At 39.8% G+C, this 14690-nt stretch carries 14 protein-coding genes; all 14 read right to left on the bottom strand.

Annotated features, from left to right (window positions below; all coding sequences use genetic code 11):
• Positions 1–58 precede the first annotated feature (58 nt).
• The 14 genes from KRODI_RS03190 to KRODI_RS03120 all read right to left on the bottom strand — a co-directional run bounded on the left by KRODI_RS03190 (position 59) and on the right by KRODI_RS03120 (position 14579).
• Positions 59–958, bottom strand: a complete 900-nt coding sequence (locus KRODI_RS03190; RefSeq protein WP_013750132.1) for a DUF547 domain-containing protein — start codon at positions 956–958, stop codon at positions 59–61.
• Between the two features lie 49 nt (positions 959–1007).
• Positions 1008–1898 (bottom strand): sterol desaturase family protein, encoded by an 891-nt coding sequence (locus tag KRODI_RS03185; protein WP_013750131.1) that lies wholly within the window; start codon positions 1896–1898, stop codon positions 1008–1010.
• A gap of 129 nt (positions 1899–2027) precedes the next feature.
• Positions 2028–2996, bottom strand: a complete 969-nt coding sequence (gene arsM, locus KRODI_RS03180) for an arsenosugar biosynthesis arsenite methyltransferase ArsM (RefSeq protein WP_013750130.1) — start codon at positions 2994–2996, stop codon at positions 2028–2030.
• 81 nt (positions 2997–3077) lie between these two features.
• Complete coding sequence (locus KRODI_RS03175; protein ID WP_013750129.1) at positions 3078–3890, bottom strand: purine-nucleoside phosphorylase; 813 nt, start codon at positions 3888–3890, stop codon at positions 3078–3080.
• 33 nt (positions 3891–3923) lie between these two features.
• A complete protein-coding gene (locus tag KRODI_RS03170; RefSeq protein WP_013750128.1) occupies positions 3924–4526 on the bottom strand; it encodes a TIGR04282 family arsenosugar biosynthesis glycosyltransferase in 603 nt (200 codons plus the stop codon).
• A 178-nt stretch (positions 4527–4704) separates the two neighbouring features.
• Complete coding sequence (locus KRODI_RS03160) at positions 4705–4896, bottom strand: hypothetical protein (RefSeq protein ID WP_013750126.1); 192 nt, start codon at positions 4894–4896, stop codon at positions 4705–4707.
• Positions 4897–5391 (bottom strand): rhodanese-like domain-containing protein, encoded by a 495-nt coding sequence (locus KRODI_RS03155; RefSeq protein ID WP_013750125.1) that lies wholly within the window; start codon positions 5389–5391, stop codon positions 4897–4899.
• A gap of 3 nt (positions 5392–5394) precedes the next feature.
• A complete protein-coding gene (locus tag KRODI_RS03150; protein ID WP_013750124.1) occupies positions 5395–6222 on the bottom strand; it encodes a metallophosphoesterase family protein in 828 nt (275 codons plus the stop codon).
• Complete coding sequence (locus KRODI_RS03145) at positions 6207–7541, bottom strand: sodium:solute symporter family transporter (RefSeq protein WP_013750123.1); 1335 nt, start codon at positions 7539–7541, stop codon at positions 6207–6209. Before KRODI_RS03145 ends, KRODI_RS03150 begins: the two co-directional genes overlap by 16 nt.
• Before the next feature lie 114 nt (positions 7542–7655).
• Entirely contained in the window at positions 7656–9095 is a 1440-nt protein-coding gene (locus KRODI_RS03140; RefSeq protein WP_013750122.1) for a SusD/RagB family nutrient-binding outer membrane lipoprotein, read from the bottom strand.
• Positions 9096–9129: 34 nt separating this feature from the next.
• Positions 9130–12345 carry a SusC/RagA family TonB-linked outer membrane protein gene (locus tag KRODI_RS03135; RefSeq protein ID WP_013750121.1) on the bottom strand — a complete coding sequence of 1072 codons (3216 nt, stop codon included), beginning with the start codon at positions 12343–12345 and terminating at the stop codon, positions 9130–9132.
• A gap of 66 nt (positions 12346–12411) precedes the next feature.
• On the bottom strand, positions 12412–13017 hold the full coding sequence (locus KRODI_RS03130) for a DUF2064 domain-containing protein (protein WP_013750120.1): 606 nt from the start codon (positions 13015–13017) through the stop codon (positions 12412–12414).
• 91 nt (positions 13018–13108) lie between these two features.
• Positions 13109–14164, bottom strand: coding sequence for an arsenosugar biosynthesis radical SAM (seleno)protein ArsS (gene arsS, locus KRODI_RS03125; protein ID WP_013750119.1), 1056 nt, complete (start codon positions 14162–14164; stop codon positions 13109–13111).
• A gap of 79 nt (positions 14165–14243) precedes the next feature.
• A complete protein-coding gene (locus tag KRODI_RS03120) occupies positions 14244–14579 on the bottom strand; it encodes an arsenosugar biosynthesis-associated peroxidase-like protein (protein ID WP_013750118.1) in 336 nt (111 codons plus the stop codon).
• Between the last annotated feature and the right edge of the window lie 111 nt (positions 14580–14690).

Below are 14690 nucleotides of genomic sequence, written 5' to 3'. Positions count from 1 at the left end.
GCGAAAGCAAAATCAATACCCATTAACGCGCAGTTAAGTGAGTTTTGTGAAAACATTACTACTTATTCAATGTCCAATCATAATCACGGTAACGCACTTTTGCGTTATCTGAAATTGAAGTCGTTGAGTAGCGATCTAAGAAATCTATGAGTGAACCATCTGTTTTGAAATCTTTGGCAAACCACGTGAAAATCTTTGAAACTTCTACGCGATCACTTGTGATAGTATTGCGAGAAGGATCATTAATAAATTTGCGAGAAAGCATCTCTAGTTGCGCATCTACCTTAGTCGGTGTAAAGGCTTCATTAAGCAACGGCGGGCAAGAAAAAGAAGCGCAGTTTATCCCAAAGTGTATACGAGCATCGCCCATCTTACGTAGAATCCCATGCTCAATCTCATTGAGATTGTACCACTTGTCACCTAATTTCCAAAACCGTTGATCCCAGGGATCTTTAATATCTTTTATACTTTTAAGTGGATAATTACGTAGTATAAGATCTATCGTCATCGCATTATAAGCATTCATCCAGTAGGATAGCTTCTCTTCTTGCGACCAAGTTGCTGTAGGCAGCGATTGCCCTAGGGAAGCGATATATGCACGTAAACTACCCCAGTTAGATTTAATACCACTGTAGTTTACATTACCTTCTTTAGAAACGTATTTCTTTAAAATGGAATCAAAAGCGTCATGACTGAAATTGGAAACTTCATCAATAATTTCAACTTCAACAAACTCTTCGGGTTCATTGTTGTAGACAGCAATTTCAACGGCTTCCTCTGGTTTAGAGATCGTTGTTTCCACTTTTTCTGTTTCAGTAATTACCGTTTGCGGTATTTCAACACGGGACTCGGTAATCACCATAGGAACCTCAGGTTCAGCAGGAGTTGTGACACTTTTAGAACTGCTACAGCTAGTGAGAAATGTAACTGTCAATATGAAGTAAGCTAATTTTTGCATCAGATTTTTTCTAAGATTAGTTCGCTTTCGCGAAAGCGTATGCAATAACCTACTTTTCTTTTTCAGAAAGAGGGTAGGTGATTTGACCTACAAAGTCCGTTGGAAATGTTTCATCTCCATCAAACCCTAATTCGATATCACGACCATCATGAGGAACGTGACTAGTTCCAAAAAGGTAATCCCATACACTCAATGTTAGTCCGAAGTTTACACCATACTTTACACGCTCAGGCAATTCTTTTGCGTGATGCCAGATGTGCATCTTCGGGTTATTGAGAATATACTTAAGCGGTCCGTAGTCCCAGCCTATGTTTGCATGGTTGAGGTGACCTACCGTAAGTGCGGCAAAATGTATGATAGCGACATATGCAAGGTCAAAACCACCTATAATCGCAATAGGAATGTATAAAAAAGACTTGTACATAATAGGCTCTACCCAATGATAGCGCATCTGTGCTGCAAAAGCCATCTCCTTTGTAGAATGATGCACTTTATGAAAATTCCATAAAAATGGTACTCTGTGTAATATTCTGTGCGTGTTCCACTGTACAAAGTCTGATATGATAAAAAAGATGAGAAGCCCTACGCCAAAAGGTAGTGTGTCTACATCAAAAAGTTGGAAATCACTTAATTCTAATCCTACAACGCCCAGAATATCATCAAAGAAGAGTGCTGCTGTATTTGTAAGAGCGATAAATACGATGAGATTGAGGAAGAAGAAATTAAAGAACATATAAAATAAGTCCATCCAGAAGTCTTCACGGAAGATTTTCTGATTCTTACGCCATGGAAATGCAATTTCTAATCCCCAAACTACAAGAGACACAATGATTAATCCCCAGAAATAATTATCCCAGTTATTCTCAAAGAAAATCTCACGCTTAAAATAACTCCAATAGTCGGAGTAAGATTGTAAGAAAGTATCTAAGTATTTGCGCATATTATAAAGTGATAATAACAAATTTACAAAAATGAAAAGGCACAACCTTAGTTGTGCCTTTTGTATTATCCTTACAAGGTTTCAATAGATTTGAATACCTAAAAGGGTAGTAATTTTATGAGTATGGGCCTAGCAACATCCACCACCATCATAATGGTAAGTAGACTCACTTATAAAGATGTCATTACGACCTAAAGCAGCAAGTGCTCCAGCTGTTTTATCACAAATAGCCAACGGCTGATTTTTAAGAAGGATGTGCCCTAGCTTATCATCAAAAAAGTCTTCTTCTCCATAATAAATAGCAGCTTTACCTGTAAAAATACAAGGTCCGTCTGCTGGCATAGGGTCTTTGATTGCTGCTACTTCAATAGACTCAATGTATATGAGCTCATCTGTAGGGTATGCTCCAGGATTAAGTATTCTATATGGCTTACGAGCTCTTATCTCAATAGTTCCAAAACCAGCATCTGTAAGTGCTTTTACATATTCGGCTATGGGTAAACTTCCGGAAAGACAAAGCGCACGTAAACGATCATCATTGCGCAACTCCTCATTCATTTCCTGCTCACAAGTAGGGTCGCTCATTACAAGCTTTCCGTGAGGTTTAAGCACGCGGTACATCTCGGCAATGGCACGTTTTAAATCTTCGGCTTTAAAAATGTTAAAGAGACAATTCTGAGCAGCTACGTCTATTGAGTTATCTGCCACATTAAGGTTAAGCGCATCTCCTTTTTGAAGATCTACAAATTCACTTTTGAACCAAGGGTTTAATTTTTCTGCTTCTTCAAAGTTTTTACGAGACGCCTCTAGCATTTCATCCACCACATCTACACCCACTACGCCACCTGTATTACGATTAAAATATGCAAACTGTAATAGCTCCATACCACCACCTACACCTACATATAGCATTTTAGGTTCATTAGTAAGATCACGAGCGTTTACAGTGCTTCCGCAACCGTAGTTCATCTCCTGCATAATCTTTGGGATCTTTAGTCCAGGTAATTCCCAAATAGGATTTGTAGTACAGCAAAGTCCTACATCTGGTGTAAGTGCTGCTTCCTTATAAAGATCATTTGTAGCATTAAGGTAACTCATAACTCGTTGTTTAAATAGATAGTAGTTCGTTTGTAATGATGATATCTTTAGGTTCAGATTCCGCTTTCGCGAAAGCGTGCTTTACAAAGATTTAATCAATCCCGTAAAGAGCGTAATCATCTCTGGCTCTGCCTTACCAGCCATTGCGATTATTTCTGAAATATCTACTGGCTTGAGGTTGTCTGGGTCACACTCATCTGTAAGAACAGATACTGCCACCACTGGAAGTTTTAAGTGATTTGCTACGATAATTTCTGGTACGGTACTCATCCCTACAGCATCTGCTCCTATAATCCTTAAATAGCGATATTCTGCGCGAGTTTCTAGCTGTGGCCCTACTACAGATGCATATACTCCTTCGTGTAAGTTTATGCCATTGTCTTTTGCAATAGTGCGTAGCGTATTGTTCATAGCAGCATCATAAGGTGCGCTCATATCTACAAAGCGTTCTCCCATTTTTTCTACACCTTTAAAAGCAAGCGGTGACCCTCCTTGAAGATTAATGTGATCATCTATAAGCATTAATTCTCCTTTTTTGAAATCAAGGTTAATCGCTCCAGAAGCATTAGATACTAATAGGTGCTTGATACCTAAAGCGTGCATCACACGTACTGGGTAAGTTACATCTGTAAGCGAGTAGCCTTCATACACGTGAAAACGGCCTTGCATAATGATAACTTTTTTACCTTCTAGCGTACCGTAAATTAATTTGCCGGTGTGGAACTCTACAGTCGCCGTTGGAAAATTAGGGATATGATTATAACTCGCAGTGTGTTCTATCTCAACACGATCAATAAGTTGTCCAAGTCCAGTACCTAAAATGATACCAATTTCGGGACTTTCAAATCCTTTACCTTTTAAATATTCTGCGGTTTCTATGATGTATTTTTCCATAATATGTTTTTTTAAACGTATTAAATTTTCTTGTTATTGTAAATACTGAGCAAACTCAGCATATGGTTTTAAGTCCTCTGCAAAATCAATGTCATTGAGGGTTTCAAGTTGATGAACATTTGCCGTTTCTAGATCATTCATCGTGCTTTTAAATACGGTATCTCCGCCCCATTCTTTGTTGTAAAACACTCCTTTTATAAGCTTACTCATACCTAGTAGATAATAGCCTCCATCTTGCGCTGGACCTATTACGGCATCGTTAGATTGTAGTGCGTCAAAAGCCTCATTTATGTGAGAAGCGCGCAAGTCAAAAAGATCACTTCCCACAATGAGTATATTGTCATACCCATCTGCAAATGCTTGCTCAAATGCATTGTGCATACGTATACCTAGATCTTCACCTTCTTGCTGAAATTTTTCAAAAATAGCATTATCCCACATGTCATCTGGGCGTACCTGCACAGAGTATCCTACGCGTTTTGTGCAATTTAAAGTTGCAACTACGTCCTTAGTATGTGAGAGTAATTTTTTGTAAATCTCAAGAGCGTTTTCTTCACCTACGCCTTTAGCAAGCCTACTCTTTACTTTGCCTAGTTCTGGATTCCTAGTGAATATTAGTAGTAGGTTTTTTGTCATTTTAATTTTCTATAATTTATAATAACATAAATAAACATGAGCGCCATCACGATAAGTTGCTGGTACATACTTGAATTATTTGCCCAACTTAGATTGTCAAAATGTAATTTGCTTACAGTGACTACAATCAATAGTATTATCAATATGATAAAGATGAAAAGAACTTTTTTTCTAGTCATTACTCGTCATCTTTTTTTGTCCACTGGTCACTTTTTTTAATGGCTATAAACATCCCAATATTTGCAATAATAATGAGAATGCTAGAAAGATAGTCTTTCCAAGTGGATGTCTCATTAGTAAGATGATAGGCTAGTAAAGCAAATCCTCCTATGGTGAGTCCTATAAAAATGAGTGGTATATATTTATTCATCTAGTAAACTTTATGTCCTGTTTTTAAATACTTTCCCCATACTTTGGAAAATACGTGAACAGAGTCGGTTGGTTGATTTTTATTGTTTTCAATTTCGTAGCCTTCATCTTTCCAAGCAAATATGCTTCCGTAAAGGTTTTGAACGTTTGTAAATCCCTTTTTCTTTAGTCGCTCGCCAAAATCTTCTGAGCGTATCCCTACAGAGCAATAAACGACGATAGGTTGATCTTTTTTTGCTTTCGCGAAAGCGTACATACTATCATTCACTTTCTCAGAAACCCACACTGCTCCAGGGATATGACTCACATCAAATTCTTCCTTTTTACGAGTGTCTAAAATTAAATAATCACTTATTTCCATCTTGAGTTCTTGCACAGAAATATAAGGAACAGAGCGCGTGTTGTACTGTTTTAAGAGCACATCCATATCTGACTGTCCAAATGAAGCTGCCGAAACCAATAGAAGTAATATGTAAGCGATATTCTTAGTGTTCACGTCTTATAGTTTTATACCAAATCCCTGCAAGCCACTTTCTACAGGCGGCAGTATTTCTGTGTTGTCCCAGATGCCAGTTACGATGGTACGTGCATATTCTTCTGGCAGTAAGCCGTTTTGCATTAACTGGCTCGTGAGCTTGTAATTATATGCAAATGTATGATGTTCATAGCTAAGATTGCCAGAAGTGTCATCTAGAATGGCATACCAGACTTCGGTAGAGCCGTCATTTGCTGGCATCCCAATCACGCCAGGGTTGAGCCAGAGTTTATCTTCTTGCTCCGTATGAAAAGGCAAGCCGCAATGTCCCGCAATGATCACATCACTTTGGGTTGTATCAAAATTTGAGCCTTTTATTTCCCAAGGCGTAGATTTAAATATAAATTCAGAAATATGATTATATGAGCCGTGTACAACCGTCACCTTTTTACCAGTATAGGTAAATGTAATATGTTCTGGAAGCGTTTCTAAGGTTTCTAGCGAATTCTTAGAGAGCTTGCTTTGTGCGTATGGATACCACAGCTGGCTAAAACCATCACAACGCGATCCTTCTCTAAAGTCACATCCACAATCTTCTGCGCCCTCACTCAGTTGCTTTTCTACATTACCAGCGATACCGTGTGTTCCCCATATTTTGTAGAGTTGAACGGTTTCTTCTGGCTGCGCGCAATAACCCACAATGTCTCCGGTGCAGATGCAATTTTCTGGAGCAATCCCTTGTTGCTCTGCAATAGATTTTAGTTTTTCTAGCGCTTGTAGATTGCTATACACACCGCCATAAAGGAGAACTTTACCAGTGAGCTTGCCTATGTTTTTTATCTTTTTATCCATCGCGGTATGAGGTATAATAAGGTGCAGGCTGTGATGCCCCAGACGTTGGTCCAGAGTAGCGCAGCATAAGATCCTGTTGTAAATTGTAATGATAATGGTAAGGCATCAAAAACTAATATGAAGCCAAAAATAATACCCGTCACTACACTCAAGTAATAACTAATTTTTGGGGCTGGCTTTCGCCAAAATAAAAATACTGGCGTAAGTCCAATAACCATCGTTCCAGATATGGTTGTTGCACTCAAAATCTCTGCATTAAGAAATACTGGAATGGTTCCTAAAACAGCAATAATCGCCATAGATAATCTCCCAAACGAAAGATTTTTACCCAAATTCAAATCGACTGAAAGTAGCTTTGAAAATGAGGAGAATGTACTATCTAGCGTAGATGCCGCCGAGGTAATCATAATAAAGTTGATCACTAGTAATATGACTACGCCAAAAGCTTTACCCACTTCTACAGCGGCTTGACCTGCCATTCCTTGTGACTGGGCATACACACCTATTACACTAAATAAGATAATGCAAGCTGCTCCCAATACCGAGGCGATTAGAAAGCTACGTAGAGTAACCTTAGGCGAACTTAAAAAAGCTCTGTCTGTTAATACAGGATCGTGAAAAGGATATGAAAATGACTGCAACAAGGCTGCAAAAAGTAAATTAAGACCAAGATCAAAACTCCACGTTCCAGAAGTTGCAACTTCCTTCACACTAAAATCATCTACCGAAAATATACTCCATAAAATCACACATAGCAGTATGGAAAATAATCCCATCTGTATCACATCTGTAAATATAGAACTGCTCAATCCGCCCTTGAGCGCATAAGCCAGTGTGAGTATGGTAAATACAAGAATCGCCCAATAGTAAGGAGCACTTCCCATTTCTCCAAAATAAGAACCTATCACCATCGTGTTACTCCACACCTCATTAAAAAGCCTAATGGCAATAAGCACAGAAAATAAGCGCATCGCTCCTTTTCCAAACCGAGAAGTCAGAAACTGATGTATACTTGTAAACCCACCTTGCAAGCGCATATGGTAGATAATCACACCAGCCACAGCAAAGGAGAGGTAGTAACCCGCATAAGCCACACCACCCACAATACCAAAACTCAGGCCTAAGTTGGCAGCATTGGTTATACTCTTTGCAAAAATCCACGAGATAATGAGACTACCCGTAAGCATCCAGACATTAGGAGACTTCTTACGATGCGTAGCCTTAAAAAACTCATCAGGACTTTTGGCAAGCGGGGACAGCACAAACATCAACACACTCGATGCTATAATTAATCCCCATTGCCAGATTTCTACATTCATATAGTAATTACTTAACTAGTTGTAATCGCTTTTGCTTTGCAAAAGCTTGGTTCTTGTGTTCCCCTCTTTGAAGAGGGGCTAGGGGAGATGTCCGCAGTACCCTCCCACAATTCATTAATCTACATCCCACCACACGCGTACATTAAGGCTATTGCCATCTGTGGCATCAAATGCTGTCTGATAATTATCTGCATTGAGCGCCTCTTCTTCAGATGGGTAAGGCATACGTACGGGAATTAAACCGTCGTTGAGACTTGCTTGCACATCCATAAACGCAGGAAAACCGGCACGTCTATATTCTATCCAACCTTCATAGCCGTTTATGATGTTTGCAATCCATTTCTGAGTAAGTATTTGCTCTAGCGGCGAACTATCTGCGTTATTGAAAGCAGCATTACCAGTAAGATAATCTGCTGGTAATGGTGTTTGCCAGTATTCAAAAGCGAGAGTGACACCATTCTCATAAAGTGCCTGCGCATCTGCGGTGATAAGTCCGCGCTGGGCAGCTTCGGCTAGAGCTAGCGAAGTTTCCCAAGCCGTCATAAAGTTGGCATCTAGCACAGAGGTATCTTCTCTAAAAGCAGTACCTGCAAGCGATAAGTCTCCTAGCACGGCAGCCGTTGAGGTTGCATCTATTCCATTTATAAGCCCGTTAAAATCGTCAGTATTTGATGCTGGTCTAAAGAACGTACTAAGCCTCGTGTCTTCAAGGTCTACAAGAATTGTTTCCATCGTTTCTGAGAGCACAAAGTTGTTAAAGTCGCCCACACGCAATTGTGCAAGTCTAAAACTGTTAGGCTCTGTATTGCTAAAGTTAAAAACAGCATTATCACTATTACTAGTTATAAAGTTGTCCTCATTAACCAGCGCTTGTAAATCTGCACTTACATCTACACGATCTGAGATACGTAAAAGGTGTTTGATTTTAAGACTGTTTGCAAAGCGTACCCAAGCTTGTAAATCACCACCATAAAGTATATCTCCTTCTAGCGGGATCACATCTTCATAAGCTTCTATAGCAGCAATTCCTGCATCTAGATTTGCCAGAATACCATTTGCTCCAGTATATATCGCCTCCTGCGTGTCATAAGCTGGCGTTACCGTCCCATCTATTCCATTAAACGCTTCTGAGTAAGGAACATCGCCAAAAAGATCTGTAAGCCCAGCAGCGATATAAGCCTTTAAGATAAGTGCAGGACCTTCATACACGGCAAAGGTCACATTAGTTTGCGCCTGCTGTAAGATAATCTCGTTGTCTCTTAAATTCGTATAAAATATAGGCCAAGGATTTCCACCTAACTGAGGTGATTTCAAAGCGTGACGATCAAAGAGGTTAAAGTCAAGAGCCGTTCTATGCTGCGATAGTAAATCTCCAGCCACAAAACCTTCATAGCTCATTTGCTCTCCGTAGTCATAAATAACTTGTCGCAATAACAAGCTAGGTTGCACGCTTACGGGGTCATTTGGGTTGGTGTTTATTTCTTCAAAATCTTCTGTGCAACTGCTCATTCCGAGTAAAAGCAGGAGGGAAGTGATGTATAAAAATTGTTTCATTTGTAATGTTTTATGTTACGCTTTCGCGAAAGCGTTAAAAGTTAAATCCTGCCTTAAATCCGAAGCTTCTTGTTGTAGCGTAGCTCAAATCTTCTACACCGCTTACAAATCCTTGTCCTTGTACTGCGAGTTGCTCAGGGTCAAAATGTGGATTTTCTGTAATAGCAAAAAGATTGCGCCCTATAAGTGAAAGGTTGACGTCTACACCTTCTTTAAGACCGATAAATCCATCTTTAAGCTTGAATGAATATCCTATAGAAAACTGACGAAGTTTTAAGAATGATGCGTCATAAATGTTGTTTTCTTCGTGGTTACGGTCATAAAACTGACGGTAATAACTCTCTGCCGAAACTGCCGTGGTGTTTGGAACAAAATTTGGATTTGCCGCAGTACCTGTGTTTACAACTCCTTGTGCTATAATTCCCTCTTCTGGGCGGAAAGCTGTTTCTGCTAGTTGGCCGCCTACATTACCTAGCGCTCGCGTTCTAGAGACAATATCCCCACCTTGACGCCAGTCAAATAAGAAAGAGGCACTCCACTGCTTGTAACGGAAATCATTGTTCCACCCTAGATTAAAATCTGCGGTGTAGTTTCCTATTTTCTTGAGATTGTTATCTGCAATAAAGCGACCATTATTATCAATGATAAAATCACCATCGTCATTACGTAGGTAGCCTGTTCCATAAATATCGCCAACTTCCCCGCCTTCTTCTACTTGAAAAAATACGGTCTGGTTTGCGCTGTCATAAATACGGCTAAAGGCAAGCGTAAGACGACCATCAGATTGCGGTAGACTCTCAACTACAGACTTATTGGTGCTGAAGTTAAAGGTCGTGTTCCATCTAAAGTTTTCATTTACGATAGGAGTGATGCCTGCAATGACCTCGATACCCGAAGTGCGTACCTCACCACCATTTACCACCTGCTGATTAAAGCCTGAGGAAATAGCAATAGGTAAGGAGATAATCTGATCTTTGGTAAGGGCGTTGTAGTAGGTGAAGTCTATATTAAACCTGTCTTTAAAGAAACGTATGTCTGTACCTATCTCGTACGATGTAGTTTGCTCTGGTTTTAGGTTTGCATTAGGGATAAAGTTTTGTGCGCTAAAGGTGGGCTGCCCTTCAAAAGGAGTTTGTGCGATAAACGCTCCAGAAGTTTGGAAAGGATTAGTGTCATTACCCACTTGAGCAACACTTGCTCTTAGTTGCAAGTAGCTTATCGCTTCTGGAAGTTCCCAAACGTTAGATCCTATAAAACTCAAACTAGCCGAAGGATAGAAAAACGAAGTGTTATCTGCACTAAAAGGTGTTGCAAGTGCGCTTGACCAGTCATTACGTCCAGTAACATCTAGATATAAAAAGTTCTTGTAGCCCAATTTTGCCACTCCGTAAAATGAGTTGATACGCTTTTCAGATTCAAATTGGAATGCTTCTATAGGTGATGCAGCATTGTTAAGGTTAAAGATGCCTGGTTGTGCAAGATTTGTAGTTTGCACTTGTTTTGTAGAAGCTACCTGTGATAAGCGATTACCTCCAAGACTTACATCTAGCGAGAAGTCGCCAAACTTATTGTCATAGTTAAGTAAGAAGTCTGTGTTGATCTCACGATAAAAAACATCGTGCTCAGCATAGCCACCATTCTGGAAACGGTTAGAACTAAAGTTTCTTAAAAACTGTCGTTTCTCACTACTGTAGTCCATCCCTGTGCGTATGGTAAGGTCAAGATTTTTGGCGAGTGTTTGTGTAAGGGCAATGTTTCCAAAAACGCGATCACGGTTAAAAAAGTTTCTGTTTTCTTCTAAAATAAAAAATGGATTATCAAAGAAGGTGTAGTTAAAAGAATACTGCTGCACGCCTTCTAAACCTGGCTGCCAGTAATCACGTAGGCTGTCTATATTAAGAGAGCGAGGTCCCCAGGCTACGAGTGAGTAATTTACATTCTCACTTCCGTATCCGTTTGATGGGCGGTTATCACTACCAGAATTTACATAACTAATGCTCGCCTTAATTTTAGTTTTGTCTGTGGGCTTAAAGTTGAGTTTTGTTGCGATGGTTTGTCTATCTAAGTTTACACCAGGGATGATAGACTCACTACGTAGGTCTGTAAAAGATATACGGAAATCACCTTTATCAAATCCGCTAGAGACAGATACGTTATTTATGGTGGTTACACCAGTTTCATAAAAGTCTTTTAGGTTATCTGGGTTTGACCTAAATTCAGTAGGAGTGATGGCAAGTCCATTGTATAAAGCCGTATCTCCACCACGTACAATCGTTCCATCTGCAAGTGTCACCGGACTATCAAACTGCGGAATTAAATTTCCAGCATCTAGCCTAGGTCCCCAAGAGTACGTAATGTTATCTGAGATTCCTGCTCCGAGGCCATCTACATATTCAAAAACGCCTCCTTGTCCTTGACCATACTCGTTTTGAAAATCTGGAAGTTGGAAAGCACTGTCAAAAAAGATAGAAGAGTTAATGCTTATACCAAGTCCTTTTTTCTTGCTACCATCTTTAGTTTCTATAACAATGACTCCATTTGACGCACGCGTACCGTATAGTGCTGCTGCACTTGGGCCTTTAAGTACAGAAACAGAAGCAATATCATCTGGATTTACTTCCATTGCGCCGTTCCCAAAATCTACTTCTTGAAAACCTGCGGCTGCTTCATTTGTGAAGTTAAAAACAGTGTTGTTGTTAATAGGTACACCATCTACTACAAACAACGGATTGTTATTAGAAAACGAAGCTTCTCCACGTATGCTTATGCGTGATGAAGAGCCTACACCGGTTGCGCCTTGCGTGATGGTGACACCAGCAAGCTTACCAGAAAGGTTGTCCAGAAAGTTTACAGACTTTACCTCGTCTATATCTTTTGCATTGATGGTTTGTACTGTATAACCTAGTTCTCTTGTGTTGCGTTTTACGCCTAGAGCGGTTACTACCACCTCGTCAAGTCCCTCCTGCGAGATGTTTAGTGTTACGTCTATTTGCGTTCTGCCAGCTACAGTAATTAATTGTGAGCTATAACCGAGCGAAGAGAATTTTAAAACGGATGCATCCGTAGGTATGGTGATGGAGTAAGCACCATTTTCGTCTGTAATAGTTCCTTGATTTGTGCCTTCTACAAGGACATTTACAAAAGGTATTGTAGTGTTATCTTCTGCGCTTGTGACGGTTCCGGTAACGGTAGTTTGAGCATACAAACTTGCTGTAAAAAGCAAGAGCATACTAAGATAAAATGATTTCATCTGAGTGTATTAGTTGGTAAATAAGAAAATCTAAGAATAACTGTAAACTGTTGTGGCTTACAAGATCTAAATACGAACTAATGACGGTGAACCTTTATTAAAGTGGCTTTTAGTGAGCGACTCAAAGAATCGGTTGGTAGTGTAATAACCAAGAGAAACACCTTGATTTACTATGTTTTGTATAAGTTGTAATATTCTTTTTGATAATGTAGAAGCCTCTTTTAAAATCTGCTGTAAATCTGCAAATGTGTCAAGATCTGAGAGCGTCTCAAGGAGGTAAAGGTTTGTATGCTTTCGCGAAAGCGTATCAGAAATAATTGCACCCAGTTTACTAGACTGCCACGGTAGATTTTTAAACTGCTCAGGCTTAAAATGGTTCTTTTTAATCCCCATTAGATAACAACCGCCATCTGTACTGGGGCCAATAACAAGCGTAGACTGTTTAAGCTTTTCTTGCGCTAAAAGAATATGCCCCGCCGTAAGGTGCGGAGTGTCATTACCTATGGTTATAACTTGGTCATAACCACTTTCAAAAACTGTTGTAAGCGCATTTGTAAAACGCTCGCCAAAGGTGTTCCCTACCTGCTCATTTTCAGAAAAAAGAACGTAGGGGATTCCTGTCTTGCGTGCCGTAGTAATAGTTTGCCTATTGAGCTCTTTAAATAAAGCCACAGACTGCCCAAGCTTCTTACGAGAAGCTTCTGTAGTTGCTGTTTGAGCAAATATGAGTATGGCGGTTTTTGGTGTCGTGATTTTCTACGTATTAAGCAACGGTTCCTTGACAACTACTTCCTGCTCCTGCAGTACAACCATAACAGTGCTGAGAGATCATAATATTGCGATCATTAAGTAAATCTTCATTATAATCTTTTATGTGCTTTACACTACTCGCGACTGGCAATTCTAGCATTTGATTAAAATCACAATCAAATAAATAACCATCCCAGCTTATTGAGATTGTGTTTTTACACATTACATTTTCTACTGCGGCAGGGTTATATGCCTCTACGAGTTGATACATATAATCCTCATAGTTTTCTGATGCGATGAGGTAATCTAAAAATCGTGCTATAGGTAAGTTTGTGATTGCAAAAAGGTTGTGGAACTGGATATTAAAATCCTCCATAAGTGCCTTTTTAAAATCCTTCTCCATACTTGCTTGGTCTCCCGGTAAGAAAGCTCCAGATGGATTGTAAACTAGGTCTAGTCTTAAGTCGCTTCCTGGCATACCGTAGCCACGCTCGTTAAGCTCTTGTAATGCTTTTATAGACTTATCAAAAACACCATCACCGCGTTGCTTATCTGTCTTTCCACGTGTCCAGTGTGGCATAGATGAGATGACGTGTACGTTGTGTTTTTTAAAGAAATCTGGAAGGTCGTAGTACTTTTTATTTGCACGTATAATAGTAAGATTAGAACGCACAATAAAGTCTTTAATCCCCGCCTTACTCGCTTCTTCTACAAAACGTCTAAAATGCGGATTCATCTCTGGAGCGCCACCAGTAAGATCTAGCGTGTGAGCACCAGTATTGCGTATCACTTCGAGACATTGCTCCATAGTCTCCCAAGTCATAATCTCCTTGCGATCTGGGCCAGCATCTACGTGACAGTGATCACACACTTGGTTGCACATGTACCCCACGTTAATTTGGAGTATTTCTAGCTTGTTAGGGCGTAACGGTAGCTGGTTGGTCTCCTTTATTTTCTTAGCAAACGTAGGTAGTTCATCTTTAAAAATACCATTAGATAAAATTTCTATCTGCTTGTTTGCTTGTGCGAGTTCGCTACCTTCTTTCTTCAGTGATTTTGTTGCTGACATTTAAAAATGTTTGTCGTTTGTAGTGTTGATTTCTTTTGGTTGGAAATCTGTATGAGTACGCTTTCGCGAAAGCGTAAAACTATCCGTCTAGTTTATTTACTTTATTCATCATCATCACGCCGTGTACTAGCGTCGCACCACTTTTTATAGCGGCACCTACGTGTACAGCCTCCATCATCTCTTCCTTAGTGATTCCTTTCTGTAGGCCGTCTTTAGTATATGCGTCTATGCAATATGGGCACTGCTCTGTGTGGGCAACGGCAAGCGCGATGAGCGATTTCTCACGCGCAGTGAGTGCTCCCTCTTCAAAAACTTTACCGTAGTAGTCAAAAAACTTAGTTCCTAACTCTTCACTCCACTCCGTAATTTTTCCGAATTTTCTTAAATCTTTTGGGTCGTAATATTGATCTGCCATAATAACATTGTTGTGTAAACACACGAATATACCTTTAATCGTAACCACTCCCAATTACTTACGTAGAAAATTAGATTGAAGTTTTGATGACACAGGATTCTAGATGTACAT

It is taken from the genome of Dokdonia sp. 4H-3-7-5, assembly GCF_000212355.1.
Classification (GTDB): domain Bacteria; phylum Bacteroidota; class Bacteroidia; order Flavobacteriales; family Flavobacteriaceae; genus Dokdonia.
This window is presented reverse-complemented; position numbering and strand designations above follow the sequence as displayed.

Excerpts from the sequence above, each read along its gene's own strand:
- KRODI_RS03190 (WP_013750132.1), bottom strand. The coding sequence starts at position 958 with ATGCAAAAATTAGCTTACTTCATATTGACAGTTACATTTCTCACTAGC.
- KRODI_RS03185 (WP_013750131.1), bottom strand. The coding sequence starts at position 1,898 with ATGCGCAAATACTTAGATACTTTCTTACAATCTTACTCCGACTATTGG.
- arsM (WP_013750130.1), bottom strand. The coding sequence starts at position 2,996 with ATGAGTTACCTTAATGCTACAAATGATCTTTATAAGGAAGCAGCACTT.
- KRODI_RS03175 (WP_013750129.1), bottom strand. The coding sequence starts at position 3,890 with ATGGAAAAATACATCATAGAAACCGCAGAATATTTAAAAGGTAAAGGA.
- KRODI_RS03170 (WP_013750128.1), bottom strand. The coding sequence starts at position 4,526 with ATGACAAAAAACCTACTACTAATATTCACTAGGAATCCAGAACTAGGC.
- KRODI_RS03160 (WP_013750126.1), bottom strand. The coding sequence starts at position 4,896 with ATGAATAAATATATACCACTCATTTTTATAGGACTCACCATAGGAGGA.
- KRODI_RS03150 (WP_013750124.1), bottom strand. The coding sequence starts at position 6,222 with ATGGATAAAAAGATAAAAAACATAGGCAAGCTCACTGGTAAAGTTCTC.
- KRODI_RS03145 (WP_013750123.1), bottom strand. The coding sequence starts at position 7,541 with ATGAATGTAGAAATCTGGCAATGGGGATTAATTATAGCATCGAGTGTG.
- KRODI_RS03140 (WP_013750122.1), bottom strand. The coding sequence starts at position 9,095 with ATGAAACAATTTTTATACATCACTTCCCTCCTGCTTTTACTCGGAATG.
- KRODI_RS03135 (WP_013750121.1), bottom strand. The coding sequence starts at position 12,345 with ATGAAATCATTTTATCTTAGTATGCTCTTGCTTTTTACAGCAAGTTTG.
- arsS (WP_013750119.1), bottom strand. The coding sequence starts at position 14,164 with ATGTCAGCAACAAAATCACTGAAGAAAGAAGGTAGCGAACTCGCACAA.
- KRODI_RS03120 (WP_013750118.1), bottom strand. The coding sequence starts at position 14,579 with ATGGCAGATCAATATTACGACCCAAAAGATTTAAGAAAATTCGGAAAA.